Below are 25,722 nucleotides of genomic sequence, written 5' to 3'. Positions count from 1 at the left end.
TCAGTAATCATACAAGTGTTCGAGTAAAACCGTAGTTCCATTAATTTGAGAAAAAAATGAATCAAATGTATGAAGTGGAATTAAAATACCCCATCTAGTTATGGAATTTTGAAGCGGTGAATCCATTTTAAAAAGAATGTTTTGTTCTGTAAATTGAGGATTGGCATCATCTTTAATTAAAATTGTTGCAAAGATTTTTTTATTTCCGGCTATTTCTTTAAACACAACTCCCCTTTTAACAAGCTCCGGCACGAGTGAAGTAAACTCATTAAAACGTGGAATACGAATAAGCTCCAAGTCATTTAAGGGAGCTACTCTTTCAATACGTTTGTCGTTTAAACTGGGCCAGTTAAAAGCTCGAGTAAGCGCATAAATTTTATAGGCTGTTTGGCCATAAAGGCCCTTCGTTCCTTCCTTTGTCATCTGGCCATAAAGAGATTTAACAAAAAGCTCGGCAGATAAAACAAGCCGTCGTTCCCACTTGCGTATTTTGTTTGGCCCTTCTGTTGGAACCTTTTCCCACAACAGATTAAAGCGCGAAGCAAATGGGTATTCGTACCAAGGATAATCGTAAATAAAGCGCACATAATCGGCATGAAGAGCTTTTACGAAATTATCTTCATCGGTATCATGACCGCCTATGTATTCGGTAAATATTCCAATAGAATGCTCATAAATGCTTTTTATGGCAAATTCGGCCGATTGACTAAAACCAATCACCCACAGCATGAAGTGATCTCCCCAGTTAAAATTGTTTAATTTTTTAGTTTCGCGATAAACAGTTTGGTAGCATTTCCAAAAGCTTGCAATTTCGGCAAAATAGGGAAAACGGCTAGGTTTATTGTGTTTGATAAACTCGGCATAATCTTGCGACATGTAAACAATGAACCATTCTGGAAACGTCAGATAGGTGCTAGAGAGCGGGCGCTCGTATTCATTTTTGGTAAGCTCGTTTATTTTGTCTCTATCGCTTGCTGAATATGCATTTAGAGAAAAACAGATTAAAAGTAATAAAAAAAAATATTTCATAGGTTATGATAATATTTATCCCAAAGCTTGTTGGTAAATTTATAATTGGGATCGTAGTGCTTTTTAAGTTCAAAAAAACGGGATGCGTTAGGATAAGCCTTGTGAAATTGCTCTTCTGTAGCGTGAGGCTGGTAAGGTAAGTAATAACGTCCATCTACTGTCAGTACCGCATCAATCATTTCTCTGGTCCATTTTCCTACTATTGCTTTATTTTCCTCGCTTGTTCCTTGCTTATAATACACTACAAAGGCAAATGTTTCGCCTCTGGCCCAGGCTAATAAGGCGCCCGGATCGGCATAAGCATGTCGGATAGAAACATTAACAACGTTAACATCGTATTTTTCAAAAACGGCGCGCATCAAGGGTACAAAAGAATCAAATTTTTCAACAGGCACAAAATATTCCTGTAATACATACGAAAAATCATTTCCAGAAATAGGTGCTAATTCAAAAGCATCGTAACTAGCTTCATGATTGCGCCATTTAACGGGATGGCCTGTGTAGGCATAATAGAGCGGGTCTACAATATATTGACGAATCCATTTTCCAGTATTTCCTTTGGAAACAAGCCACATAAAAGTTTTTTCCATAGGGTATGAATCATTTTGCGGTATTAAACGGTCGGTAACGGTAAGATTTTCGTCTGTTTTTTTCCAACTCACAGCGCGTACGTGGTTATAATGTGGCGGGTAAATATCCCCATTATGAAAAATGACATCGCTATTACCCCGTACATTTTTAAAAAAGAAATCTTTATACGCGGTAGTATCCATTTTTTTATCTTCGCGTCTTACCTTAACATTATCAGCTAAGCCTAATGTGGCCTCTACAATAACACCCATGCCACCCATGCCGCCGGCACAGGCGTAGAAAAGTTCGCTATTTTCAGTGGGGCTAGCACTTACAAGAGATCCATCAGCTAAAACTACTTTGATAGATTGTAATGATTTTACAAGAGGCCCTTCGCCCATATATCGTCCATGAACATTCACGCTGATGGAGCCACCTACTGTAAAATTGCTGTAGGTTTGCATGATGCGCACTGAGAGATTATGAGGGTCGATATATTCCTGAATTTTATGCCAGGTAATACCGGGTTCTACGGTTATGGTTTTTTGAGAGGCATCAAAGGAGATAACTTTGTTAAATTCGCGCATATTGATGAAAAGTGCATTTTCTGAAGCGGTTTGACCCCCCATGCTAAAACGTCCACCGCCTATTGATATTTTTCCATCCCAATTTTTAACAGCTTCCTGGATTTCAGAAATGGAGTGTGGCGCAATTTCTCGATTTACCTCTATAGGATTAAGTCCCGTAATATCGTTAATAATGGGCCCTGCTTGTATGGTGTGTGCTAATAATAAAAATATAAAAATAATGAATATTGAAAAAAATTGGTGTAATTTAGCGGAATGGAAAATCTTCATAGACGTACCTTTATAAAAGGCCTGTTAGTGGTTTGGGCTGCCTTTGTTACCAAAAAACTGTGGGCCAGTGATTTGTCGTTTAACAGATATTTAGGTGAGGGTTTAGTAAAGTTAAACCCTAGTCAACCCGGTCAAGGCAACTTTGCTGCAATTTACCACGATCCTGTTTTAAAAGAACAATTCTTTTTGTTTTTTAAAAATGTTTATACGATTTTCCCAGAAAATGATTTTCATGCTCTTATTGAAGAAGGTGTGAATACTACCAAGACCGACCAAGAGGTGTACCTCTACATTCAGAAGAATTTAAAGAAGGTAAAACCATTTTTAGCCGATCTTACCTATTCGCTTCCGTCCTTAAAAGTCCAAAAAGAAGAAATGGCCCGTCAAACCTTTAATTTTATTCATCAAGGCGATAATATTGAAAATTACCTCGAAATTGGTAGCCCTGGGCGCTACATCAGTAAAATTAAGGATCATCTTAAAATTAAGAATAAAATTTATTTATTGCATTGGGCGAAACCCACGTATTCGCCGGTAGATATTATGGAGCGTGGGCAACTTACGCCCATAGGTGATTTTATTGATTTAAATAATTATGAGCCACACTTAGAAGAGCATATTCCCATGAATAGTGTAGATGTTGTTACCAACTATATTGGTTTTCATCATTCTCCAGGTGAGAGGCGCGATGCCTTCGTAGACGGGATTTGCAATGTTATGAAACCCGGAGGGAAGTTATTATTGCGTGATCATGATGTTAATTCGCCTGATATGGAACGTATTGTGGCTTTGGCTCACGATGTCTTTAATGCAGGGCTTAATATTCCGTGGGAAACTAATTACGAAGAAGTGCGGCATTTTACGTCTATTGCCGAAATTACCACTTATCTTGAATCGCGAGGTTTTAAAAAGAATGGGACCAACCAGTTTCAACCGGGCGACCCCACTCATAATGCTTTAATGGAGTTTGTAAAAATATAATTTTTTATCAAACTCAAATTTAAATATACTTCCAACAGGCAGTATTGATACTATGTCTTCAGTTGTTTCTTTAAAATAATTATTTCTCACTTTTATTTTCAACCGCCAGTCGCATCAGTCCCAAACCTAGCCCCATCATCAAGCTACTTAATAAAAAGCCGAAAAAAGAAGTAGTCATAGTTTGACTTTGCAGTGAACAACCACCGCTAGCTTTACCCCCAACGTGAGCATTTCCCGATTCGGTGCCATCGCCTGCATGGTCAGGAATGCTCGATCCTTCATTTTCCTCATCGCAGCTTGCTGAGCACCCGTCTTTATCGATAGTATTGCCATCATCGCATTCTTCGTTACCTTCTTTAATACCGTTGCCGCAAAGGTTGTTTAAAACGCGTGTTACAAGAAGCTTACCACCCACTTTACCAGTATCTGTTTTGCTAGAAACATTGCCAATTGCTACAATATTATCATTTTCATCTACGCTTAAATCTGTAATAAGACTCTGGCTGTTTCCAAAATCAAGAATAGAGATACCGGCATCTTTAAAATTTGGATCAAAACCGTAGTTATTGGCATCGGTAGAAAATTTTAATTTTATTAGAGTTGCTTTGTTAGAAAATGGACTATCCATTTTAAAGCCACCAAAAATGATGTTATCTTGGCTATCCACTATTATCCTTGATGGCTGAAAAAAGGAATCAAGAGGTAATATCTGGGTGGAAGTTTCTGTTAGATTTGAGTCGTATTTTGAAATTAAAAGATCATTAAATTTGGTTTCCTGGTTATTGGTATAGCCACTGGCCAGGATGTTACCGTTTTTATCAATACTAATATTTGCAAAATAAGTTTGTTGCTGATCAATTGCTTTGGTGATGATGGTGGCATTACCTTCAACAGGGATTTTGATGATAAATCCAGCAATAGGATTGTCTTGGCTAGGATCTGAAATTTGTGTTGTTGTAAAACCCGAAATATAAATATTGCCCTGAGTATCTACAATGGTTTTCATCACCAAGGGATTAAGGCCCGCATCAAACGTTTTATATCCATTCACGCCAAAACTGGAATCAACCATCCATTTTTGTTCGGTATCCCGTGTATATCGGTAAAGAATAACTTTTCTGGTTTCAAAATCAGGCAGCTCCTGTTGTCTGTTAGTACCAGCCCCTAATATTCTATTTTCATTATCAACACTCAAAGAAGTGATCGATTCACCCCCGTTTGTACTTTCGGGTGCACCTGTTATCAACTGAAAATCTTCTTTTATAGTTTCCTTATTAATTTCTCCCGAACGTTTTCCAAAAAGCACAGGGAATTTTTTTGTATTGCCGGCTGCAGAGCCGCTAATAACAACAGTGCCATCCGTTAAGAGCAACATATCCTGAGGTGTAAAGAAAGGGAGCGGGAAAACCGGTAGAGTTAAGCCCAAAGATCCTATTGTACCCGAGTAATTGGTATTTTTAATGCCGTCATGATGAAAACCTCCAAAAAAACCAAATAAAAATTTCTTACCTTGAGAAAGGCCCGTGATATTGATATTTTTTTCTCCATCAATAAATACTTTGGAAGCTGTGAGTTGTGGATTGGATACATCATAATCTTCAGCTACAAAACCCGCTCCGTTTGCAAAACTGGTATCAGGGCACCCGGGTTTAAGCTGATCGGTCGCGCAAAGAGTCAGCGTTTCTTGAGTATGTGCCGATACAGAAATAAGAAGGGTTAAAAGAGTAAAAAAGTAACGTAATAATTTCATATAAAATGCCTCTCTTAAATAAAACCAGTTTGTAACCTGACCCAAAGTGAGTGAATTGCAATTCAAATGCCACAGGGAAGCATTTTGTAAGATTATAAATATATGATTTTATTAGTTTTTATATATTTTCACGCTTTAATTAAAGATTAGGCCGCGAAAAAGATCATTCTTTTGACGGTAGGGATTATTTTACTTTTCATTTTGAGAATAAATGAAGTTCTCAATGCTTCTAATTTGATCAGAGGTGGAATTGATAAAATGGATACCCATGCCCGTAACAGCATCTTTGCGGCGTCGCCCGGGGCCTTTTTGTGGGAGTGTATAACGGGCTACTTCTCCTACAAAGCGTAGAGGTTCTTTATTTTCTTCTAAAAGAAACGATAGCATAAGGCGAGTGCCATTTTTAAACAGTGGCGGGGCTTCTACAAAAATACCCGATACCGAAATATTGGATGACATTAAATACAAAAACCCTTGGCCAAATTCATCTTCAAGTATCACACGTGTTTTAATACTGGCTCGGGGAGAAAGTCGTTTTTCGTTTAAAACTAATAGCATTAGCCTTTTAATCCTTTCTCAATAGCACGTGCCAAATCGTTTGGTAAAAAAGGTTTTAAAAGACAAGTGGCAAATCCTTTTGTATCAAAGTTTTGCGGGTTATCATGAATAAGAAAAAAACGAGAACGGGTCAATTTAGGATGATTAAAAAGAATCTCTTTTTGCTTTTCTGTATTTTGGTTTGGTAAAAAAACGCGCTGGTCGGCAAGGACCAAATGTACTTTTTTAAATTGATTTCCTTCCAACGCATCCAGCGAATGCAAAACCGTTAGCTCCACTTCTGATTTTAAAAGAGAGGTTACGGCTAGTAATAAATTAGCCGCCAAAATAGAAGGTGTAATAAAAAGAATTTGTTTCATTAAAAACCTACCATAACATTAAAAATAAAGTGTGGCCAATGGCTTATGCGCTAAGACGCCACAAAAGAGTACCGAGTCTCTCTTTAAAAAATGGGTATTGTTTACGGATTGTATCCACGTCTTTTAAATTAATGGTGACAAGTTTAGATTGTTCCAAAGCCGACATTTTAAGAACACATTCGCCCCAAGGATTAAAAACCAGCGAATTCCCTTTAAAATTCAATTTTTCCTTACGGCCCAAACGGTTACAGCCCACAACAAACATCTGGTTTTCAATAGCCCGGGCTTTAAGCAAGGCCTCCCAATGAGCATTGCGGGAACTTGGCCATTGCGCCGAAACGAAGAGTATTTTTGAGCCTAAATGAGCTAAAACACGGGATAATTCAGGAAATCTAAGGTCATAGCATATAATTCCAGCCATTTTATGGCCCAAATAGTCAAAAGTTGCATATTTTTTTCCAGAACTATAAACTTTTTGCTCATTTCCAAATGTAAAAAGGTGAATTTTATGATATTTTGATAAAATCTTACCCGTTTTATCTATAAAAATAGCTGTATTAAAGTAACGTGAGCCTTCTTTTTTGAGATATGAGAAATAAAAGGCCGTTTTAAAATTTTTAGCCGTATCTGTTATGTTTTGAACAGCTTTTTGGTAATTTTTAGAAAAAAATAATCGTTCTGAAGGATGCGAAGGTGCACCTAAAAACATTTCTGGCAAAATAATCAGATCGGGTTTTTTGCGAAGAAGTGAATGAATTAATTTTTGTGTGATGGAAAAATTTTTATCAAACACCAGCGTGAGAGGCGTTTGAATAATTCCAATTTTGATTTTTTGTTTCAAATTTTTCATGGCAAATCGGTTGACCCTGCAAGAACACTATGTTACCTAGAAGAAAAAGTAAAATAAGTATATTGATCATTTTTTCTTAATCTTTCAGGAGGCATTCATGAGTTTTAAAAAAGGGTTATTATTTTTAGTTTTAATTCTAGCGGTTTCCGGTGTTGCTTGTCAAAAAAAGGGTAGTGATTCGGCCAACAATTTAAACCGTATTCATTTTGATTATGATTCTTCTTCTATAAGCCCCAGCCAGGTTAAAGTGATCGACAGTAATATTAAGTATCTTAAAAAGCACACAGCAACCAATATTGTGGTTGAAGGTCATTGTGATGAACGTGGTACCAACGAATACAATTTGGCGTTAGGTGATCAACGCGCCGAAGCCGCAAAAGATTACATGGAACGCAAGGGTGTTTCTGAAAAGCGTATTCGTACTGTAAGCTACGGTGAAGAACGCCCAGTAGATAAAGGTAAAAGCGAAGCATCATACTACAAAAACCGTCGTGACGAATTTGTAAGAAGATAATTTTTGCTATTCGGAACATAGCATTTTATATGGAGTGATATATGAAAAATTTTTTGAAAATTACTTTGGTTGTTTTGGTTGGGTTTGCAGGAGTGGCATGCCAAGCCAAAAAAAGTCCCGAATCGTCTGGTGGTTATGCCCCTAGTTCTGTTGCCGGACTTAAAACAGTTTATTATGATTATGATGATTCTACTATCCGTTCCGATCAAGTATCGGTGCTCGATAATAATGCTTCTGTTTTAAAAGGTGGCAATAAATCGGTAACGGTAGAAGGTCATTGCGATGAGCGGGGCACCAACGAATACAATTTGGCCCTAGGTGATAGACGTGCCCGTTCGGCAAAAAACTATCTCATCAATCGCGGTGTGGATCCCTCTTCACTCAATGTTGTGAGTTTTGGTGAAGAAAAGCCGGCATGTAGTGAACACGACGAATCGTGCTGGTGGCAAAATCGCCGGGCAGAATTTGTAAAGTTTTAATATCGTCCTTCTAAAGGAGAGTTAAAATAGGGGTTTCTGTCTGAAGCGCATCAGGCGGCTTCCCCTATTTTAGTTTTAAGTACCATGAAAAAAATTTTTACTTTTTTTCTTTTGGGTGTTTTTGGTTTTTTTTCAATAACGGCGCAGGCCAAAGGAGAAAGCACCGAAGACCAAGTAGCCGAGTTAACGCGTGTGCTGGACGCACAATCTAAAAATTTGGCAACAGCTATGAATCAATTGCAGGAAGTATTGGCCCAATTTCAAAAATTAAACGGCATGGTTGATCAAAATAGTTATACCATCACCAATCAGCAAAACATTATTAAAGACAATCAGCGTCGATTAGAAGTGCTGGAAGATAAAAACCATCTTCTTGTAACACAATTGGAAGAATTGAAAAAAGCGGGATTATTGCCAACCACAGCTGTAAAAAGTTTAAAAGAATTTCAGACTTATCAGCAAGGTTTGGGACTTTTAAATAATGACAATTATCAAGGTGCTCTTACGGCTCTTAAAACCTTTATTGCCGATAATCCCAAAAGTCCTTATGTGGAAAACGCCCAATATTGGGTGGGTGAAAGTTTATTTGCCATGAAAGATTTTCCAAAAGCGGTTAGTGAATTTCAACGTGTGATTAAGGATTTTCCAAAAGGCTCTAAAGTAGCTCCTTCTTTGCTTAAGCAAGGGATGTCATTTTTTGAAATGCAATCGTTTGATGATTCCAAAGCTTTTTTAAACAAACTCATTACCCAATTTCCTCAATCTAACGAAGCCATTCAGGCTCAGGGTGTAATTGCTTCTATTGACCGTGTGTTGGAAGAACGGGCTAAAGAAGCCGTTGAAAAGAAAATATCCGCACTGTAACCATTTATGCAAGATAGCATCATTTTAGGTTTTGATACCTCGTGTGACGAAACATCGGTTGCCATTTTAAAAAATGGTAAAGAAGTTTTAGCCAATGTTATTTCCTCGCAAATTAAACAGCATGCTCCCTTTGGTGGTGTAGTGCCCGAGCTTGCTTCGCGTTCTCATCTTGAAAATTTGGATACCGTGGTGGATACAGCCTTACAAAAGGCAGGGTTAAAGTTATCTGATATTACCGGTATTGCTGTTACTGCATCGCCTGGCCTTATTGGTTGTTTGCTGGTTGGTTTGTCGTATGCAAAGTCGCTTGCTTATACTTTGGGAATCCCACTTACTCTGGTGCATCATTTAAAGGGACACTTATTTAGTCCATTTTTAGAATTTCCTGAAGTATTTCCATTTATTGGTCTTGTGGTGTCTGGCGGACATACAGCACTTTATAAGGTAAAAGATTTTGAAACGGTAGAAAGTATTGGCGAAACAGTAGATGATGCAGCCGGCGAAGCTTACGATAAAGTAGCCAAATTATTAAACCTGGGTTACCCAGGCGGTCCTGTAGTAGATAAGCTTGCTCAAAAGGGAAATGATCAAAAATTTAAATTTACGCGTGCCCGGGTAAAGAGAGGAAAAAACTTTTTTAGTTTTAGCGGTCTTAAAACTCAGGTTCTTAAGGTTGTGATGGAGAATAACCGCAAAGATGTGGTGTCTACAAACCCCTCCGAAGACCCCTTTATTGTAGATTTATGTGCCTCATTTCAACGTGAAGTGGCAGAAACATTAGTTGAAAAAGTAGCTATGGTGGCGCAAGAAACAGGCATTTGTAACGTTTTGGTATCGGGTGGCGTGGCTGTTAATTCACGCTTGCGTCGTAACATGACCGATTTGGCACAACAACAAAACCTTAACATTCATCTTCCTAAGCCCATTAATTGTACCGATAATGGCGCCATGATTGCTTATGTAGGCCATCACCAATTGTTAAAAAACAGCAAAACATCTCTTGATGCCAATGCTTATGCAACACGCCCTTTGTGGTAAGGGTTCTTCTCAAATATGCTTAAAAAATTAAAACTACTTTTGCGCAATCTTCTTTTGTCGCATGTTACTCCCAAAGAAGTAGCTTTTAGCTTTGCTGTAGGTGTATTTATTTCATTTACGCCACTATTGGGGTTTCACACCCTGCTAGCCGCAGGACTTATGGTGTTGCTGCGTAAAAACAAAGTTGCTGCTATTATTGGGGTGTGGATCAACAACCCTATCACCCTTTTTCCCATGTTTTATGCCGCCTATGAAACCGGCCTTTTTATCATGGGAGAAAAAAAACGGGAATTAAGTCCAGATTCCCTCATGAATATCTTTAATTTAGGAAAAGAAATTCTTATACCTCTTTCCCTTGGAGGCATAGTTTTAGGAATGGTTTCTGCTATTTGCAGTTATTTTGTTGTCTGTAAAATTTATCCAATTATTCTTCATAAAAAGGAAGAATGGCTACATCGCTTAAGAGATCGTCATGAACACCCATAAACCTAAAAAAAGCCTGGGACAGAATTTTTTAATTGATGGCAATCATCAATTAAGAATTGCAAAAGCTGTTTTGTCCCAAAATTCCGAAGTTGTATTGGAAATTGGACCTGGTCAGGGCGCTATTACCCATAAGATATTCTCGGTGCTCGAGCAAACCTTTGGTGTTGTTCATTTTGTGGCTGTTGAAAAAGATCGTTGGCTCGCAGCGTCTTTAAAAGAAAGTTTTAAAAATGAATCCTCATTTCATGTAATCGAAGCCGATTTTATAGAATGGGATTTATCATCATATAATTTTCCATCCCGTGCTGTGGTGGTGGGGAATTTACCGTACAATGTTTCATCGCAGATTTTTATTAAGTTAGTTCAAAACCGTAGGTATTTCTCATCACTTTTTCTTATGTTTCAAAAAGAGGTGGCGCTGCGCATGGTGGCTAAACCTAAAACCAAGGATTACGGTCTTTTATCCTTATGGGCACAGCTTTACACCAAACCAAAAATTCTTTTTTACCTTCCGCCATCGGTGTTCAGGCCGCGTCCTCGTGTGGATTCCAGTTTTGTACAATTTGACTTTTTACAAGAATCCTTGCTGAGAGAAGCCGACGAACAATTTTTTTGGCAAGTAATTCCGCTTTTATACCAACATCGCCGTAAAACTATTGCTTCTGGCTTATCTGTTCAAAATAAATTTGTTTTTAACCGTGAACAGTTAAAGGGCCTTCCTTTTTCTGCGCGTCGTATTGAAGAGTTTAGTCCTGTAGAAACAGTAGTTATTTCAAAAGAGCTAAAGAATTGTTTAGGAAATTAAGAAGGGAAACAGACCATAGACTTTTTTGGATCGCTTCCAAAAACAGGGTAGATTTAAAAATATTTTTTTTGTTCATCCAATCCAGAAGCGCAGTGCCGCCGGTTGCATTTGCCGGTATCGCATAACTGGCTTCACGCCCCATTACAAAAATGTAAATACCATCCGATAAATCAAAACTTTCCGTTTTATAGCAGACTCTTCTAAAGTTTAAGGTTTGTACCCCGGGTTTTAGGGGAGAAGGCAGGCTTTTGATCCAGCGCCTTGCGATGAAGGCTGATATTCTGGACGATGTTAGAAAAAAGAAAAGTACAACAATGAGTGAAGAAACCAGAATAAGGCTTAAGTTTAACTTGACAGATTATTTAGCGAATTTTTTTCGGGGGTCTTCTTCGTTTGCGAAAATTTCTTCCAGTTTTTCTATCGCCTTTTTATCCAAATGCTGGGGCACAGTGATTTGCAGGATTACATAAAGGTCGCCCGTTACTTTAGTTTTCATATTCGTCATCCCTTTTCCCTTTAAACGCAATTTTTGTCCACTTTGAGACGAGGGAGGAATGGTGAGGGAGACCGCAGAATCAAGGGTTGGTACTTTTATTTTGGCTCCTTTTAAAGCTTCTAATACAGTAATAGGCAGAAGCAGCGTGATATCGTCATCCTGGCGTTTAAAAAAGGGATGATCGTTTACTCGCGTTTCAATAAACAAATCCCCGGCTTCTCCACCATTTATGCCGGGCTCACCTTTACCAGCAAGTCTAATACGCGAACCATTATCAACACCGGCTGGTATTTTCACTTTAAGCGAAACACCATTACTTAAACGAATATTTTTTTCGGCTCCTCCTGCAGCTTCTAAAAAGTCGATATTAACCGAAAATACTAAATCTTTTCCCTTTTGCGGTTCTGGCTTAAAGCCACCACGACGACCGCGCGATTTTTGAGCTTGGCCACCAAACAAATCACCAAACATTTCTCCCAAATCGTTAATATCAAAACCACCGGGCCCTCCAGGCCCTCCGCTAAAAGGATTACGGCCCGAGGAATAGGTGTATTGATAATTGCTGCCTCCACCACCGGGAAAACCCTCAAAATTAAAGGCACCCATTGTATCGTATTCTTTGCGTTTTTTAGGATCGGAAAGAACCTCATAAGCTTCGGAAATTTGTTTAAATTTTTCCTCTGCTTTTTTATCACCCGGATTGACATCGGGATGGTATTTTCGGGCCAACTTTTTAAAGGCCGATTTTATTTCATCGGTAGCAGCTGTTTTTTCAATACCCAGGATTTTGTAAAAGTCGTTTGCCATACAAAAAACATCATATGTCAGTTTTTCAAATTGTCAAAGGCCATGAAAGGCCCAATATCACAAAAAAAGTGAATTGGGCCTTTAAGGGAGGAGTTTTTAGGTTACTTTTACTTCAATTTGCCGAGGTTTTGCTTCCTCTTTTTTGGAAAGCTTTAGTTTTAAAATACCGTCTTTATACTCCGCATCAATTTTAGCGGTATTGGCAGTTTCGGGAAGTTCAAACGAGCGAGTAAATTGCCCGTAAGAGCGTTCAAGACGAAAATAATTTTTACCTTCTTTTTTTTCTTCCCTTTTTCGTTCACCTTTAATGGTGAGGACACGATCATTGATTGATATGTTAAAGTCCTTTTTATCCAGGCCAGGAGCTTCGAAATCGAAGTAAAAATTTTCTTTATCTTCGTGAATATCTACCGCAGGCAACCAATCGGGATTAACCCAATCGCGCTTTTGATTTTGTACAAGTTTACCCTGAAACAGGCGATCGATATCGCTTTGCAGACTTGTTAATTGTTCAAACGGATCCCACTTTGTTAGTAACATATTATCTCCTTTTTAGCTTTTATTAAGCCTAATAAGCCCCCTTTGTTGCAATACATTTGCAACAGCGGGAAAGCCCTGATTTTTATATGTCCTGCAGGAGACTAACGTAAAATAAGTGGCCTGTATTAAACGTCAAGGGATGGGGCTAAAATTTTTTAAAAATGATTATGAAGGGGAATTTTCCAGAATGTTTTCAAGCCTGTTTTTAAGCTGAATATGTTGGGCCGTGAGTTCTTTAATACAAATTAAGTTATAGATTTTTTTGAGCACACTTTTTTTATTGTAGGGTTTTACAATATAATCGTTGGCCCCATGGTCTAAAGTTTCAATTAAAGATTCCTCCTCGTTTTTGTTTCCAATAACAATTATGGGCAATTGTTCGGGAGTATAATGCCTGCGTATGTTAAGAATTAAATTAAGGCTTTCAAGACTTGAAATTACAATTAAGCAAATATCGGGCGAATCTTTTTGAATGGTTCTCCACGAGGTGGCGGCATCACTCGTGGCTAAAACTTTATAATGACTTTTTTCTAAAATATTGTTCAAACTCTGAACTTCCAAAAGATGAGAATCTACAATTAGTAACGTTTTTAAAGAAGATACTGAATAATTCATACTCCCTCTATAATGCCATAAAAGAAAACCCCACGGAAGATTTTTAACGGAAAAAATAATGATAAACCATTGAATTTGATAAGTTTTTTATCCAGAAACTGATAATATATGGATATATTTTTATCCTAAAATAAAAAATTAACAATTAAGCTGTAGCTCTTTTTTGAACAATGATAGCGCCCAGATCGTATTTTTTAATTTTATATTCAAGGGTTTTGCGATGAATACCAAGACGTTGGGAAGTTTTAGTCTGATTCCATTCTTCTTTTTCCAAAATTTTTAAAATGAAGCTACGCTCAAAAGCTTCGGTTGCTTGAACCAAAATATCACCATCAGGAGATCGCTTTTTAAGCGTTTCAAAATCACTTACCAAGTATTCTACCGGAATATCACCTTCGGTAATATAGGGTTTTTCTGATAACACAATGAGGCGCTCAACTAAATTTTCAAGTTCGCGGATATTGCCCGGCCAGGTGTAGTGAGCCAAAATAGACAAAACCAGTTCCGAGATATTTTCAACATTACGGTTAAATTTTTTATTATATTTTCTAATAAAAAAGCGCACAAAATCGGGAATGTCTTCCAATCGTTCTCGTAACGGGGGTAAATGCACTCGTAATACATTAAGGCGATAAAATAAATCGTCTCTGAATTCACCCTTTAAAATTTTTTGTTCCAAATGAGCATTGGTGGCGGCAATAATACGAACATTAGTGTGAATAGATCGGTTGCCGCCAACACGTTCAATAATATTTTCTTGTAAAGCACGCAAAAGCTTGGCTTGTAAGTCAATTCGCAAATCACCAATTTCATCTAAAAAGAGTGTCCCATTATCGGCTAGCTCAAATTTTCCGTAATGAAGTTTATGGGCACCGGTAAAAGAACCACGCTCGTGGCCAAACAGAGTAGATTCAATTAAATCAGGGGGTACAGAAGCCACGTTAAGCGCTATAAAAGGGCCGAATTTGCGATCGGACAAGGTGTGAATGCGACGGGCTATCACTTCTTTTCCGGTTCCCGATTCACCGGTAATAAGCACTGTAGCCGGTACTTGAGAGGCTTTGGCAATAATGTCGTTAATTTTATGCATTTTGGGGCTGGAGCCCAAAATGAATTGATCTTGCACTAAAGTTTCAATTTCGCTCTCAAGAGAAATAATTTTACGCTGCCGTAAATATTTGGTGATGGCATTATGAACCAAATTTTTTAAATCATCAGGGTCAAAATCTTTATCAATATAATCAAAGGCGCCCAGCTGCGTGCAGGCCACAGCTTTTTTAATATCTTGGTGCATGGTCACCATGATAACTTCTACGTTTTCATTGATATCTTTAAAATATTTTAAAAGCTCTTCGCCCGTGCCATCGGGTAAAGAATAGTCGAGCAAGACTAGCTGAAAATCTTCCTGATAACTGATACGCTTTGCTTCTTCACACGAGCTGGCTTTTAAGATTTGATAATCGCCACCTAAAATTGTGTCGATGAAATCCAAAATGGAAGGATCGTCGTCTACAGCAAGAATTTTATACTTTCGAAAATTTTGTTTTATAAGTTCATCCACGTTTTTGTTAGAGATACTATAGGGCTATGAGAGAAGGCAAGAAAAAATCTATATTTTTCAATAAAATAGATAAGCTTCTTGGATAAGTTTTTAGATAATGTTTCCCCTCATAAAGGTTAAAAAATATCTCATCATTAGGCATACTTAAAATTCAAAATTGCTACCAAAAGTAACTCTAAAACCGTTTACAGGATAACCATAATTATTATCGTACCGACTATTGAATAAGTTAGTTCCTTTTGCATACAGATTAACAGCCTTTAAATTTTTAGTAGGATTTATCCATTTATAATTGAGCAGTAGATTGAGAGCGGTATGACTGCTGGTATAGGTACTCGTTTCACCCTTTGAATTAAAAAACTGTACTGGAAAATCTCCTATAGTAAGGCTGATGGTTTCAGGATTTTTTCTTCTAGAAACATATTGAAGTTCTGGCCTAATTGTAAAATTGGCAATAGGCTCCATTTCCACATAAGTATTAAGCATATGATGTGGGCGCATGGTAAGTTCTTTGCCCGTATCGTCATTATGGGTATGGTTAAATGTGTAGTTGATTCCTAATTTGGTTTTGGGAACAAGCGATGTAGAAACATCATTTTCAATACCCCACGAGTTAGCACTATTGATCGCTTCTAAGATATCCAGCAGCTTGTTGTAGCTGATGTAAAAATAAGTGCCGCGTAGTTTTAATTTATTATCGAACAAGTTTTGTTCAATACCGGCCTCATAGCTTTGTGTGGTTTCTTGATGGCGCTTTAAAGACAATGCCGTTACTGTGCTACCAATGGTGGCATCAAAAAATTCGGCAATGGTAGGAGCATGAAATCCTTCTGAGTAACTGGCTCTTATAGTGGTGGATGTTTTTTTGAACTCATACGATGCCGCAACACGCGGAGACCATTCGCTGCCAAAGGTGGTATTATGATCTATTCTGGCACCTGTAGTAAGCGTAAAATTATTCCAGTAAAAAAGATTTTGAAAATAAAACGAATAATTTTCTCGTCCCGATTTTTCACCAGGGCTGGGATAACTATCGGTAGAGGGGAGGCCAGCGCCTATGTCTCCCGGATATGAATTATTAATAAAATCTAAATGATCGTGAATGACACTGATGCCTACTTGTACATCATCTTTAATGTTAGAGCTTTTAAAAAGACGGTACTGATTTAAAAAATCGGTATAAATGCGGTAAGAATGACCCAAATAATATTGCGAGCTGGCATCCAGTGGCAAACCATTTTCATCCACGGGGCTATCACCCGCATTAGTATTAGCCAGTGTCTCGGTTAAATAGTTGCCGGCAATTTGAAGGGCCGATTTAAAACGCTCGGTAATTTGTGCCTCTAGCTTGATGTAAGACTGAAACCAGCCTATTTTTCTTTTAATATCGTCATCAGGCACTACATACGAATTAACGGTGGCTCCAAACGCATTAATTTGATCGTAGGCTAAATTTTGTCGGCCAAAAAATGTATCTAATCCCCATGTTACTTTAAAACCGGGGGAAACCTGATGATTGAGATTAAGGTGTAACCCCGTGGTGTCGGATTGATCGTTAAAGTGATTTAATATTTTAGAGTCGTCCCTCATAACCCCCATGTTAAAAGCTGTTTTTTCATTGCCCAAGCTTGTACCCAAAGCCTCTCGAAAAGAATTATCAGTAGTGTAAGCAAAATTGGCAAAATAATGGGGTTCTTGCTTTGAGCCGTTTCGGCTAATAATATTGATGATTCCACCAACAGCATTGGAGCCATATAAAACACTTTGTGCGCCTTTAATAATTTCTACACGGTCAATAAATTCAACGGGCATCATGTTAAGAAAAAACGATCTGGCTTCTCCATTGCCCTCAATTGGAACGCCGTCAAAAAGAACCAACACTTCATCGCGATCGGAGCCACGCATACGGATATCTAAATCGTCGCCGCTTAAACCCTTTTCAGCCACATAAAGACCCGAAATTTGATGCAGCATATCGCTGATGGTAGCATTCTTTTGCAGAGCCAATTTTTTATGAGAAATGACATCTACCGTATGAGGTATTTTTGAATTGTTTTCCTCTGTTTTGTTGGCAATTACCGAAATTTCGATAGTAGGCGATGCAAAAGCGGTAGAAGACAAAAGTAAAAACAAAGAAATAAAAATAGATAATTTACTATGCATGAAAAATTAAAGTATATTTCCTTTATCTAGAGGCGATTGATGGCGGTGTCTATAAAAAAAGGCTATAAATTTTGAATTTATGAAAATCTACGAAATATATATGGATAAGAATTTATCCAAATCCTAGATAAAATTTATCCCTCACATAAGAGTTTGATAAGACATTAAAAAATCATAGCATAAACAGCATGGATATTTTTCTATCCATTCATTTTATGAACATTCGAAAATGTATTTATCCAAGAAAGTGCTCTATAAAAAAACACGTATTTAAGAAATATTTAAAAAAAACAGAGCAATTCAAATAAGTTACAACCCTAAAATATTATAGCCCCTTGTTTGGTACAGCCCTTGCTTAACTCACTGCAGCAACATTGCAAAAAAGGGGGGCTTTCATGCAGTGGTCGAAATTCAATGTTATTGCCGAGAAGGCTCATGAAAAACGTTGTCTTGTATATAATACATTTTCCGATTCGCAAGTATTATGTGACGACAAAAATATTCTTCACACATTTAAAAATAAAATAAAAAATAAAACTCCACTAACAGATGCCGAAGAAAAACTATGCGAAACGTTTGTTGAATGCGGTTTTTTGGTTGATGACAATACCAATGAAAAACAAGATTTTTTAAATTGGTTTGATGAAAAAGTACGCAACAATTACGAAGAGCTTTCTTACCTTCTTTTAACCTCACGTACCTGCAATTTGCGCTGTCCTTACTGCTTTGAAAAAGATGTTTTGGCCAAGGGGCTTAATATGAGCATGGAAACGGCGCGCCAGTTTGTAGAATTCAATAATGAAAGAGTTTTGAAATATAAATCCAAAAAAGTTGCCATTACCTTTTTTGGTGGTGAACCCTTAATGAACGTTCCTGTTCTTGAATATATTGCTACAGAAACGCAGCGTTTCTGTCTTAAACAAAATACGGAGTTTGAATTTGGAATAGTAACCAATGGCGTGATGCTAAAACGGGAGAAAGTGAAAGAATGGATTAAACTAGGACTTAAATGGATTAAAATTACACTCGATGGTGATAAGCACGACCACGATAAATTGCGTGTAACCCAAAGTGGTAAAGGAACCTTTGATAAAATTTGGGCTAATTTATCGGATCTGGCCGGTATCATTCCCTTTTATATTGGTGGCAATTTTAATTCACAAAACGAAAATAGTTTAAAGCAGCTGGTGGATCGTTTAAACGATTCTCCGTTTAGAAATAATATTTTTAGTGCCGAATTTAAGCCTATTCAGGCGTACGAACAAAAAACAGAAGCGCCTGTGCGTACCGATTTTACAGGACCTGCTTTTGATGCTCATCACGTAGAGGTGATGATGCGTACCCGCAATTATATTCAATCCAAAAACTTACCGTCAAACGACCAAATTGGTATTGGGCCGTGCGAACTGCACCGTAAAAGTTTTTTTGGAGTGGATATGACCGGGAAACTTTACAAATGCTCGGCCATGGTGGGCAAAGAACAATTTGCCTCGGGCGATATATGGCAGGGCGCTGATATTAAAAAGGTGGATGAACGCATGGGTACAGGTATTACGCCGTGGAAAGACTGTGGTGATTGCGCGTTTATTCCTGTTTGTGCTGGTGGTTGCAAGGCTGTGGGTTTTGAGCGCTACCAGGATTTTAGCATAGGTTCGTGTGACAAACTTTATTTTAAGCAAATGGTGCAGGAAATGTTTGAACGCAATTTAAATGAGACCATTGGCTATGAAGATGGGCTGGATGTAACACGCGCCAATCTTGAAACTAAAACTGTTTTTAATCAAGAGACTTCTGATGATTATAGCGGGGACATCGGAATGTTCTCAGTTTAACTAAACCTCGCCACTAAAAAGGAGCAGTTATGAATACTATCGTAATTAAAAAAGGTGTTAAAAAAGATAAACCCAAAATGATGAGCTGCAAACCTGTAGTATATTAAAATTGACCTGTTTATTATCGCAAAAAGCCCCCTTTATGGGGGCTTTTTGTTTAAGGTGCTTTATGGTATTCACATTAGCAATACATGACGAAAACCACATTTTACTTTCTTATCCTTGGTCTACTTATTGCATCGGCATGTAATACCCATTCAAAACATCCACAGCACGGAGACGAACTGCATATTGGTATCGATATGCTCGTATTTGATCCTGCAGCTAATATTTATCTTGATCCACTTGGAGGGCAGGGTTTGGTTAGCGACATGGTATATTCTACACTTTTTGAAATGACCGGCAGCAATATGCTTGTTCCCGATTTGGCATTATCGTACACCACTAATGCTGATAAAACCGTTTGGCGTATCCATTTGCGTGAAAATGCTTTTTTTCAGGATGGCACCAGGTTAAGGCCGGATGATGTATGTTATTCTTTTCAATACAATAAAGATCACGAAAAAAGTTCATATCACAATTTGCTTATAAATTTAGATAAAATAGAAGTTGTAGGAGAAAACGAAGTAGAATTTACTTTTAAGCGCTATGATGCTTTTTTTAGTTATGCTTTAGAATTGATTCCAATTACTAAAAAAGGTCAATGGGATAAGGGTGAGAAGCCTACAATGAATGGAACAGGGGCTTTTGGTGTATTAGATTACAATGCAAACCAAGGTATTTTAACACTTGTTCCTAATAAACATTATTATAAAAAAGGACCTTATTTAAATAAGGTATTAATTTATTTTTTGCCTACATACATGGAAGGTTTGGCCATGCTCACTCGTGAAGATCTCGATTTCTTGTATTTGGCCGATCCCACTTACGAAAAACTGTTTCAAGACAACAATACATATCGTGTTCTTTTTCAAAAGAAACCCCTTCATTATGTAATAGACCTAAATGTTGATAATCCACAATTGAGTTCTCAAGCGAGTCGCCAGAGTATGGCGCGTCTTTTACATGAAGCTTCAATTATTAACCAAATAGGTGAAACAAAAACTTCTGCTTCCCAAGAAGTAACTATTAATAATGACATATCTGTTTCTACACTTCCTTCTGTCTTAAATGTAATTACTATTAAAGAGCATGAATTTAGTGATTTTATTTTATACCAACTTATTCAGTCCTTTTATGCACAAGGTATTAAGCTTACTATTCATCCTTTTGTTTTTAACGATTTTGTAAAAGCGGTGCATGAAAAAAAATATGACCTTGCCCTTTATCCTGCCGATTTTTTATTTGATGACCTGTATGTTTACGAGTATGCAAACGAAAATCAAAAAACACTTTTAACAGTTGAAGAAAAAAAACAGGTTGTGGATGATATTCGTTATGAGTTTTTACCACAAAAACGCGAAGAAGCTTTTTTAGAAACCCAAAAATTGCTGCAGCGGGCCCCCACTTATTTTAGTTTGTTGGAACGGCATATTCCCATGATTATCCATAAACGGTTTAGGGGGTATGACCCCAATTTTGATGAATTCTTTTATGAAATTCAAAAAATTTGGGTACCTCGTGAGGAGCAAAAGTATAAATGAAATCAGTTTTTTTTAAATTAACCCTCATTTTTTTATTATCGGCTATTATACCCGTAATAGTTTTTCATACTATTTCCATCAGTCGTATAGGTCAGGTTAGTAAAGAACAAGTGATGCAGGCCAATTTGGAAGTGGCCCGTGCCACTACTCGAGATGTATCCAATTATTTTGATAATAGCTTTGATATTTTACAAAATCTCTCCCGCGAGTTGGAACAATTTAGCTACACCCAAGACGAATACGACCATTTGTTAAAAATGGCCTTTGCCAACTATCCCTATTTTCAATATTTGATGATTACCGATTTAGACGGAAATGTTTTAGAGCAAAGTCAGTTTGAAAAACCACCTGCTGTTGATTTAAGAGAGAAAACCCCACAATTGCTGAAGGGGCAAATGGCCATTAGCGATGTGTACATTGCACAAAATCCGCCACCGGTTAGGCCTGCTATTAGCGTCTATTTGCCCATAAAAAAGGAAGGCAAAGTACAAAAAGTTTTAGTGGCCGAACTTAATCTAATTTATGCCTGGCATCTGGTGCACCAGATGAAAATTGGAAAAACAGGTGAGGCTTTTTTAGTGGATGCCAAGGGTAATATTTTTGCCTCGTCCAACATGTCGGTTTTATTTGAGCTTAAACCTTATCCGGGCTTTAGTGATTTTATTCATGGGTCTCAAAGTTTTATTCAAACACTTAACTCAAATCGTTATTTAGTGTCGTTAATGCCTCTTGATTTGCCCTTTGGTGGTATTTTGCTGGTACGCGAACCCACAGAAGAAGCTTTTCAATTAGCCAATCATCTTTCCATTCAAATGTTGGTACTCACTATACTGGTAATTGCTCTTATGCTTGTTGTTGGTTATTGGAGTGTTAAAAAAATGGTGGTGTCTCCAGTTAAAACACTGACGCTGGGTTTGGAAGAAATTGCGCACGGTAATTGGGAGCATCGCATTAGACTAGATACCCACGATGAATTTTCGGATATGGGAGGCCATTATAATGAGATGGCCCAGCAATTGTCCTTTCAGGCCGGTCAAATTCGCAAGCAAGAACGTCTATCGCTCATTGGTAAAATTGCGGGTGGGCTTGTGCACGATTTAAAACACCCCATTACCAATATTCGCAATTGGGCCAAGCTAATGCCTACAAAGGCTGGTGATCCAAAATTTGTTACGGATTTTTCTAATGTAGTGACGCGCGAGTTTAATAACGTGGATCTTTTTTTTAGTAATTTAAAGGATTTAACTTCTGAAATGCCGTTTAACCGCAGCGATATTAATATTGGAAAATTATTGGCTGATCTTAAAAGTCGTTTTGAGTTACAGGCCGTCGATAAAAAAATTGAACTTATTTTTGATGCCGACAACGAGCATGTTGTGAAAGCCGATTATTTTTTACTGGTGCGTGTACTGTCTAATCTTATGACCAATGCGCTGCAAGCCTTGCCAAATGGCGGAATTATTAAACTAAATGTTAATAGTGATTTTGGTAAAACATTATTTGAGGTGAATGATAACGGTATTGGTATTCCTGCCGATAAACTGGAAACTCTATTTGACGATTTTACCACCACCAAACGCAAGGGATTGGGATTAGGCTTGGCTATTTCCAAAAAAATTATCGAATTACATGGAGGCGTTATAAGTGTTGTAAGCGAACAAGGAAAAGGAACTACTTTTAGTTTTTGGATACCGGAGAATAAATGAACCCTCTATTTACATTAAAAAATATTAGGCTTTCATTTTCAGACACCTCAATTTTTTCGGATTTTAATTTTATTATTCCAGACGAAAAAATAAATGTTGTTATGGGGAGCTCCGGATCTGGAAAAAGCACACTGTTGCGTTTATTAAACCGTCTTATTGACCCTCAGGACGGCCAGATATTTTATAAAGAAAGATCTATTGCCGAAATTCCCGTTTTAGAACTTCGTCATAAAGTGGCGTTGATGCCGCAACTAAAAGCGTTGCCAGAAGAAACTGTGAATACTTTTGTTCTTTACGGACCCACTCAGCATAAAAAGAAAATTGAAGAAAGCAGATTAGAAGCGCTCATGCAGGACGTTCTTTTAGACCCTTCTATTTTAAATAAACAAATACGTGATTTATCTACCGGTGAATTGCAGCGTGTTAACTTAGTGCGCGTTATATTAAACGATCCCGAAATTCTTCTTTTAGATGAACCCACCGCCAATTTAGATTTGGATACCACTCGCAAGATTGAATCGGTACTATTAGATTTGATTCATAAATTGAATGTCCGTGTAGTGTGGGTTACGCACGATGCCGCACAAGCCCAGCGTTTGGGTGTAAATCCGCTTTTTCTAAAAAAGGGAGGAATATGAACGACATTAGCTATACCTCGATGGCATTATCCTATTCTCTTATTTTACTCTTTGCCCTTTTTCTTTATTTACGTCGCATTAATCTCACTCTCCCCATCATTTTAAGCTCGCTCCAGGGTATTGTACAATTAACGGCGGCGGGTTTTGTGGTGTTGTGGTTGTTTAAAGTTGATCATGTATGGGCTGTAAGCGGTATATTATTTATCATGTGTGGAGCCGCCACTTTTTTAACAGCGCGACGCTGGAAAAAATATAAAAGAATGGGTGTGCTTATTGCGCTGGTTATTTATTTAGTGCCGCCGTCTATCCTCATTATTTTGTGTTTATTTAAGGTAATTGCCTGGAAGGCACAGTATATTATTCCTATTGGCGGTATTTTAATTGGGCAGGTGATGAACAATTGTTCTTTTTTTATTGAGCGGGTTACGTTTGAAATAGAACAATCTAAAAGTTTAATTGAAGCCAATTTATCTTTGGGAATTTCGGCCAAAGAAGTGATTATTCCGTTAACTAACCGGGCTATCAAAATTTGTTCCATGCCCATGGTAGATACGCTTAAAACTTTGGGTATTATTTATTTGCCGGGAGCCATGGCGGGGCTTGTGATGGCGGGTGTAAATCCATTAGTAGCTGTAAAATACCAACTGGTAATAATTTTTATGCTCACGTTTGCGTTTGGATTTTCATCCATTTCGCTGGCGTTGGGAATCCACAAAGTGTTGTTTAACAGCAAACATCAATTAGTTATCTGAGGAGTTTAACTTGTCACACCAGTCGGAAGCAAATGCTGGGCTTAGGATTGTTCCCACAGTAAATATCAAAACGGCTTTTATCAGTGGTGCCCTGTACTAACCTCACTTCATTTTCTAAAAAAAGCGGGCCTTTAAAGAAAACATCATTGGTTTTAGCATTGGCTAGTCCCGCGCGATCGATCGCGGTAGCCAAAACACCCATGCCATGCGCTACATCGCGCTTAAAGCCAAACATTTTAGCGAGCGTTTTAGAAATGTGAATGGGGTTATAATCGTTTGATAATTTTGCGTATTGTTTGCCCAATTTTTTGGACAAATACCAACGAGCCACTTCAACCGTATCGGTTAAAGTTTCCATGGTTTTAGTTTCTTTGCCACTATCGGCCCCAAAACGTCCACGCTTGTAATAAGTAGTTACTTCTTCCCACACCAGATTTTCGTTACTAAAAAACTCGGTATAAAAATCAAACTCTACGCCTTTAGATGTAACACGCACTTCGGTGAAGGCTGTTTCAAGCCTTAAGTTATCGGCCGTTGAAACGGGTGCATGTCGGGTAATTTGATTACGCAAATGAACAGCTCCCAATAATTTTAAAGGAAAACTTTTGTGAGTTAACAAGGCCATATGCACCGACGAGGCCAGATTATGCGGAAAAAGAAGAGGGACATCGTTTTTATTATTAAACTGACACACATCAAAATAAGAATGGAGCAGGGCCGGATTGATTTTAATAGCGTTAAAAACACCTTTAAGGGCGGGAAGTTCTGGTTTTGGTCCAAAGCCTTTACGGGGCAAAAAGAGAGCTTTGGCAAAGTTTTTTGTGAGCGATGGATTTTTTGTAAATTCAAGTGTTTGCATGCTGTATGCTCTAGCAAACTTGATTTTGATATTCGAGTAAAAAAAATGACCCGTTGACAAATTGTACTTCAATCTTTATATAAGTAATTGCTTATATATAGGAGGTTTCATGACAAGTATCTTGCCAAAACAATTAAGCGAGCTTTTAGATAAAGAATCATGTTGTGTGGTGGATGTGCGCGAACCCGATGAATTTAATGCGGCGCATATCAAGGGCTCTCATAATGTTCCGCTATCTCAAATAGAAACGGGTAAAGTAGTTCTTCCTGTTGCGCAAAAACTCTATTTAGTGTGCCAAAGCGGCGTTCGCAGCGAGCGGGCTCGTCAAGTGCTGATGGCACGCGGGAATCAAAATCTCATCTGTATAGAAGGCGGCATCAAAGCCTGTAAAAATGCAGGGCTTGTAACAGGATCACTTAAAACGCTCCCACTTATGAGGCAGGTTCAATTGGTTGCCGGGTTTTTAGTGGTACTGGGCATTATTCTTTCAAAAACAGTGCACCCCTATTTTTTAGGCCTAAGTCTTTTTGTAGGTTGTGGTTTAATGTTTTCTGGCATTAGCGGATTTTGTGGCATGGCTGTACTTCTCTCCAAACTTCCATTTAATAAATTCCCTGCGTGCGAGGTAAAAAATGGCCAAGCTTGATAAATTAAATGATCAGGAATTATCAAACATTGCCGTGATGATGAAGGCTTTATCCGATCCTACACGTTTAAAAATTATGCAGTATCTGCATGATGGCGAAAAAAGTGTGGGCGATATTGTGGCCGAGGTAGGAACAGCCCAAGCTAATATTTCGCGTCATCTTTCCATTTTAAGCCGGGCCCACTTGCTCAGTAGTCGCCGCGACAAAACAACAGTGTATTATCGGATGATAGGACCCTTTGTATTGCAGCTGTGTAGCCATATTTGCGAAGGATATAAAAATTCAATTGCCAAAAAATTTGGTGCTTAAAAAAAGGAGACAAT

26 protein-coding genes are annotated in these 25,722 nt (G+C 37.9%); 14 read left to right on the top strand and 12 right to left on the bottom strand.

The annotated features are described in order from the left end of the window. Window positions 1–1,029, bottom strand: coding sequence for a hypothetical protein (locus K1X76_00580; GenBank protein ID MBX7147552.1), 1,029 nt, complete (start codon window positions 1,027–1,029; stop codon window positions 1–3). Further along, window positions 1,026–2,456, bottom strand: a complete 1,431-nt coding sequence (locus K1X76_00575; protein ID MBX7147551.1) for an FAD-binding oxidoreductase — start codon at window positions 2,454–2,456, stop codon at window positions 1,026–1,028. The genes K1X76_00580 and K1X76_00575 overlap by 4 nt, the downstream gene beginning before the upstream one ends. Between K1X76_00575 and K1X76_00570 the strand changes: the two genes are divergently transcribed. After that, window positions 2,442–3,437, top strand: a complete 996-nt coding sequence (locus tag K1X76_00570; protein ID MBX7147550.1) for a class I SAM-dependent methyltransferase — start codon at window positions 2,442–2,444, stop codon at window positions 3,435–3,437. The genes K1X76_00575 and K1X76_00570 overlap by 15 nt on opposite strands. Window positions 3,438–3,516: 79 nt before the next feature. On the opposite strand, the gene K1X76_00565 is transcribed toward K1X76_00570, so the two are convergent. From K1X76_00565 to K1X76_00550, 4 genes are all read right to left on the bottom strand, one after another. Beyond that, window positions 3,517–5,187 carry a DUF4215 domain-containing protein gene (locus K1X76_00565; GenBank protein MBX7147549.1) on the bottom strand — a complete coding sequence of 557 codons (1,671 nt, stop codon included), beginning with the start codon at window positions 5,185–5,187 and terminating at the stop codon, window positions 3,517–3,519. A gap of 189 nt (window positions 5,188–5,376) precedes the next feature. Then, complete coding sequence (locus K1X76_00560; protein ID MBX7147548.1) at window positions 5,377–5,745, bottom strand: PilZ domain-containing protein; 369 nt, start codon at window positions 5,743–5,745, stop codon at window positions 5,377–5,379. After that, on the bottom strand, window positions 5,745–6,104 hold the full coding sequence (locus K1X76_00555; GenBank protein MBX7147547.1) for a hypothetical protein: 360 nt from the start codon (window positions 6,102–6,104) through the stop codon (window positions 5,745–5,747). The genes K1X76_00560 and K1X76_00555 overlap by 1 nt, the downstream gene beginning before the upstream one ends. 43 nt (window positions 6,105–6,147) lie before the next feature. Beyond that, window positions 6,148–6,954 (bottom strand): hypothetical protein, encoded by an 807-nt coding sequence (locus tag K1X76_00550; GenBank protein MBX7147546.1) that lies wholly within the window; start codon window positions 6,952–6,954, stop codon window positions 6,148–6,150. A 97-nt stretch (window positions 6,955–7,051) separates the two neighbouring features. Between K1X76_00550 and pal (K1X76_00545) the strand changes: the two genes are divergently transcribed. The 6 genes from pal (K1X76_00545) (at window position 7,052) to rsmA (ending at window position 11,140) form a co-directional block, all read left to right on the top strand. Then, complete coding sequence (gene pal / locus K1X76_00545; protein ID MBX7147545.1) at window positions 7,052–7,468, top strand: peptidoglycan-associated lipoprotein Pal; 417 nt, start codon at window positions 7,052–7,054, stop codon at window positions 7,466–7,468. Window positions 7,469–7,509: 41 nt separating this feature from the next. Next, window positions 7,510–7,947 (top strand): peptidoglycan-associated lipoprotein Pal, encoded by a 438-nt coding sequence (gene pal, locus K1X76_00540; protein MBX7147544.1) that lies wholly within the window; start codon window positions 7,510–7,512, stop codon window positions 7,945–7,947. 84 nt (window positions 7,948–8,031) lie between these two features. Further along, window positions 8,032–8,811: a tol-pal system protein YbgF gene (ybgF, locus tag K1X76_00535; protein ID MBX7147543.1), complete on the top strand. Its 780-nt coding sequence runs from the start codon at window positions 8,032–8,034 to the stop codon at window positions 8,809–8,811. Between the two features lie 6 nt (window positions 8,812–8,817). Next, window positions 8,818–9,849 carry a tRNA (adenosine(37)-N6)-threonylcarbamoyltransferase complex transferase subunit TsaD gene (gene tsaD, locus K1X76_00530; protein ID MBX7147542.1) on the top strand — a complete coding sequence of 344 codons (1,032 nt, stop codon included), beginning with the start codon at window positions 8,818–8,820 and terminating at the stop codon, window positions 9,847–9,849. A 15-nt stretch (window positions 9,850–9,864) separates the two neighbouring features. Then, window positions 9,865–10,335 carry a DUF2062 domain-containing protein gene (locus tag K1X76_00525; protein ID MBX7147541.1) on the top strand — a complete coding sequence of 157 codons (471 nt, stop codon included), beginning with the start codon at window positions 9,865–9,867 and terminating at the stop codon, window positions 10,333–10,335. Then, the gene (rsmA, locus tag K1X76_00520; protein ID MBX7147540.1) at window positions 10,322–11,140 is read left to right on the top strand and encodes a 16S rRNA (adenine(1518)-N(6)/adenine(1519)-N(6))-dimethyltransferase RsmA; all 819 of its coding nucleotides are present in this window, start codon (window positions 10,322–10,324) and stop codon (window positions 11,138–11,140) included. The genes K1X76_00525 and rsmA overlap by 14 nt, the downstream gene beginning before the upstream one ends. Before the next feature lie 358 nt (window positions 11,141–11,498). On the opposite strand, the gene K1X76_00515 is transcribed toward rsmA, so the two are convergent. The 5 genes from K1X76_00515 to K1X76_00495 all read right to left on the bottom strand — a co-directional run bounded on the left by K1X76_00515 (window position 11,499) and on the right by K1X76_00495 (window position 17,322). Further along, complete coding sequence (locus K1X76_00515) at window positions 11,499–12,443, bottom strand: J domain-containing protein (GenBank protein MBX7147539.1); 945 nt, start codon at window positions 12,441–12,443, stop codon at window positions 11,499–11,501. 96 nt (window positions 12,444–12,539) lie between these two features. After that, window positions 12,540–12,983, bottom strand: a complete 444-nt coding sequence (locus tag K1X76_00510) for an Hsp20/alpha crystallin family protein (protein MBX7147538.1) — start codon at window positions 12,981–12,983, stop codon at window positions 12,540–12,542. 165 nt (window positions 12,984–13,148) lie between these two features. After that, window positions 13,149–13,598: a response regulator gene (locus K1X76_00505; protein MBX7147537.1), complete on the bottom strand. Its 450-nt coding sequence runs from the start codon at window positions 13,596–13,598 to the stop codon at window positions 13,149–13,151. Window positions 13,599–13,743: 145 nt separating this feature from the next. Next, the gene (locus K1X76_00500; protein ID MBX7147536.1) at window positions 13,744–15,159 is read right to left on the bottom strand and encodes a sigma-54 dependent transcriptional regulator; all 1,416 of its coding nucleotides are present in this window, start codon (window positions 15,157–15,159) and stop codon (window positions 13,744–13,746) included. A gap of 144 nt (window positions 15,160–15,303) precedes the next feature. Next, window positions 15,304–17,322: a TonB-dependent receptor gene (locus tag K1X76_00495; GenBank protein MBX7147535.1), complete on the bottom strand. Its 2,019-nt coding sequence runs from the start codon at window positions 17,320–17,322 to the stop codon at window positions 15,304–15,306. A gap of 395 nt (window positions 17,323–17,717) precedes the next feature. On the opposite strand from K1X76_00495, the gene K1X76_00490 reads away from it, so the two are divergent. From K1X76_00490 to K1X76_00470, 5 genes are all read left to right on the top strand, one after another. Then, window positions 17,718–19,154, top strand: coding sequence for a radical SAM protein (locus K1X76_00490; GenBank protein ID MBX7147534.1), 1,437 nt, complete (start codon window positions 17,718–17,720; stop codon window positions 19,152–19,154). Between the two features lie 191 nt (window positions 19,155–19,345). Then, window positions 19,346–20,797 carry an ABC transporter substrate-binding protein gene (locus K1X76_00485; protein MBX7147533.1) on the top strand — a complete coding sequence of 484 codons (1,452 nt, stop codon included), beginning with the start codon at window positions 19,346–19,348 and terminating at the stop codon, window positions 20,795–20,797. Beyond that, on the top strand, window positions 20,794–22,503 hold the full coding sequence (locus K1X76_00480; protein MBX7147532.1) for a sensor histidine kinase: 1,710 nt from the start codon (window positions 20,794–20,796) through the stop codon (window positions 22,501–22,503). Before K1X76_00485 ends, K1X76_00480 begins: the two co-directional genes overlap by 4 nt. Next, the gene (locus tag K1X76_00475; protein ID MBX7147531.1) at window positions 22,500–23,141 is read left to right on the top strand and encodes an ATP-binding cassette domain-containing protein; all 642 of its coding nucleotides are present in this window, start codon (window positions 22,500–22,502) and stop codon (window positions 23,139–23,141) included. The genes K1X76_00480 and K1X76_00475 overlap by 4 nt, the downstream gene beginning before the upstream one ends. Beyond that, on the top strand, window positions 23,138–23,893 hold the full coding sequence (locus K1X76_00470) for an ABC transporter permease (GenBank protein ID MBX7147530.1): 756 nt from the start codon (window positions 23,138–23,140) through the stop codon (window positions 23,891–23,893). The genes K1X76_00475 and K1X76_00470 overlap by 4 nt, the downstream gene beginning before the upstream one ends. Before the next feature lie 13 nt (window positions 23,894–23,906). Here the strand turns inward: K1X76_00470 and K1X76_00465 are convergent, their stop codons facing one another. Beyond that, window positions 23,907–24,752: a hypothetical protein gene (locus K1X76_00465; GenBank protein ID MBX7147529.1), complete on the bottom strand. Its 846-nt coding sequence runs from the start codon at window positions 24,750–24,752 to the stop codon at window positions 23,907–23,909. A gap of 109 nt (window positions 24,753–24,861) precedes the next feature. On the opposite strand from K1X76_00465, the gene K1X76_00460 reads away from it, so the two are divergent. Beyond that, complete coding sequence (locus tag K1X76_00460; protein MBX7147528.1) at window positions 24,862–25,398, top strand: rhodanese-like domain-containing protein; 537 nt, start codon at window positions 24,862–24,864, stop codon at window positions 25,396–25,398. Further along, on the top strand, window positions 25,385–25,708 hold the full coding sequence (locus K1X76_00455) for a metalloregulator ArsR/SmtB family transcription factor (protein MBX7147527.1): 324 nt from the start codon (window positions 25,385–25,387) through the stop codon (window positions 25,706–25,708). Before K1X76_00460 ends, K1X76_00455 begins: the two co-directional genes overlap by 14 nt. Window positions 25,709–25,722 lie beyond the last annotated feature (14 nt).

This window comes from bacterium (assembly GCA_019695305.1).
Classification (GTDB): Bacteria; UBA10199; UBA10199; order UBA10199; family JAIBAG01; genus JAIBAG01.
The sequence above is the reverse complement of the archived record's forward strand: the minus strand, read 5'-3'. Positions and strand labels throughout refer to the sequence as shown.

Excerpts from the sequence above, each read along its gene's own strand:
- K1X76_00505 (MBX7147537.1), bottom strand. The coding sequence starts at position 13,598 with ATGAATTATTCAGTATCTTCTTTAAAAACGTTACTAATTGTAGATTCT.
- K1X76_00575 (MBX7147551.1), bottom strand. The coding sequence starts at position 2,456 with ATGAAGATTTTCCATTCCGCTAAATTACACCAATTTTTTTCAATATTC.
- K1X76_00455 (MBX7147527.1), top strand. The coding sequence starts at position 25,385 with ATGGCCAAGCTTGATAAATTAAATGATCAGGAATTATCAAACATTGCC.
- K1X76_00515 (MBX7147539.1), bottom strand. The coding sequence starts at position 12,443 with ATGGCAAACGACTTTTACAAAATCCTGGGTATTGAAAAAACAGCTGCT.
- K1X76_00560 (MBX7147548.1), bottom strand. The coding sequence starts at position 5,745 with ATGCTATTAGTTTTAAACGAAAAACGACTTTCTCCCCGAGCCAGTATT.
- K1X76_00565 (MBX7147549.1), bottom strand. The coding sequence starts at position 5,187 with ATGAAATTATTACGTTACTTTTTTACTCTTTTAACCCTTCTTATTTCT.
- K1X76_00550 (MBX7147546.1), bottom strand. The coding sequence starts at position 6,954 with ATGAAAAATTTGAAACAAAAAATCAAAATTGGAATTATTCAAACGCCT.
- K1X76_00480 (MBX7147532.1), top strand. The coding sequence starts at position 20,794 with ATGAAATCAGTTTTTTTTAAATTAACCCTCATTTTTTTATTATCGGCT.
- rsmA (MBX7147540.1), top strand. The coding sequence starts at position 10,322 with ATGAACACCCATAAACCTAAAAAAAGCCTGGGACAGAATTTTTTAATT.
- pal (MBX7147545.1), top strand. The coding sequence starts at position 7,052 with ATGAGTTTTAAAAAAGGGTTATTATTTTTAGTTTTAATTCTAGCGGTT.
- pal (MBX7147544.1), top strand. The coding sequence starts at position 7,510 with ATGAAAAATTTTTTGAAAATTACTTTGGTTGTTTTGGTTGGGTTTGCA.
- K1X76_00580 (MBX7147552.1), bottom strand. The coding sequence starts at position 1,029 with ATGAAATATTTTTTTTTATTACTTTTAATCTGTTTTTCTCTAAATGCA.
- tsaD (MBX7147542.1), top strand. The coding sequence starts at position 8,818 with ATGCAAGATAGCATCATTTTAGGTTTTGATACCTCGTGTGACGAAACA.
- K1X76_00485 (MBX7147533.1), top strand. The coding sequence starts at position 19,346 with ATGACGAAAACCACATTTTACTTTCTTATCCTTGGTCTACTTATTGCA.
- K1X76_00470 (MBX7147530.1), top strand. The coding sequence starts at position 23,138 with ATGAACGACATTAGCTATACCTCGATGGCATTATCCTATTCTCTTATT.
- K1X76_00510 (MBX7147538.1), bottom strand. The coding sequence starts at position 12,983 with ATGTTACTAACAAAGTGGGATCCGTTTGAACAATTAACAAGTCTGCAA.
- K1X76_00525 (MBX7147541.1), top strand. The coding sequence starts at position 9,865 with ATGCTTAAAAAATTAAAACTACTTTTGCGCAATCTTCTTTTGTCGCAT.
- K1X76_00555 (MBX7147547.1), bottom strand. The coding sequence starts at position 6,104 with ATGAAACAAATTCTTTTTATTACACCTTCTATTTTGGCGGCTAATTTA.
- K1X76_00495 (MBX7147535.1), bottom strand. The coding sequence starts at position 17,322 with ATGCATAGTAAATTATCTATTTTTATTTCTTTGTTTTTACTTTTGTCT.
- K1X76_00570 (MBX7147550.1), top strand. The coding sequence starts at position 2,442 with ATGGAAAATCTTCATAGACGTACCTTTATAAAAGGCCTGTTAGTGGTT.
- ybgF (MBX7147543.1), top strand. The coding sequence starts at position 8,032 with ATGAAAAAAATTTTTACTTTTTTTCTTTTGGGTGTTTTTGGTTTTTTT.
- K1X76_00475 (MBX7147531.1), top strand. The coding sequence starts at position 22,500 with ATGAACCCTCTATTTACATTAAAAAATATTAGGCTTTCATTTTCAGAC.
- K1X76_00460 (MBX7147528.1), top strand. The coding sequence starts at position 24,862 with ATGACAAGTATCTTGCCAAAACAATTAAGCGAGCTTTTAGATAAAGAA.
- K1X76_00490 (MBX7147534.1), top strand. The coding sequence starts at position 17,718 with ATGCAGTGGTCGAAATTCAATGTTATTGCCGAGAAGGCTCATGAAAAA.
- K1X76_00465 (MBX7147529.1), bottom strand. The coding sequence starts at position 24,752 with ATGCAAACACTTGAATTTACAAAAAATCCATCGCTCACAAAAAACTTT.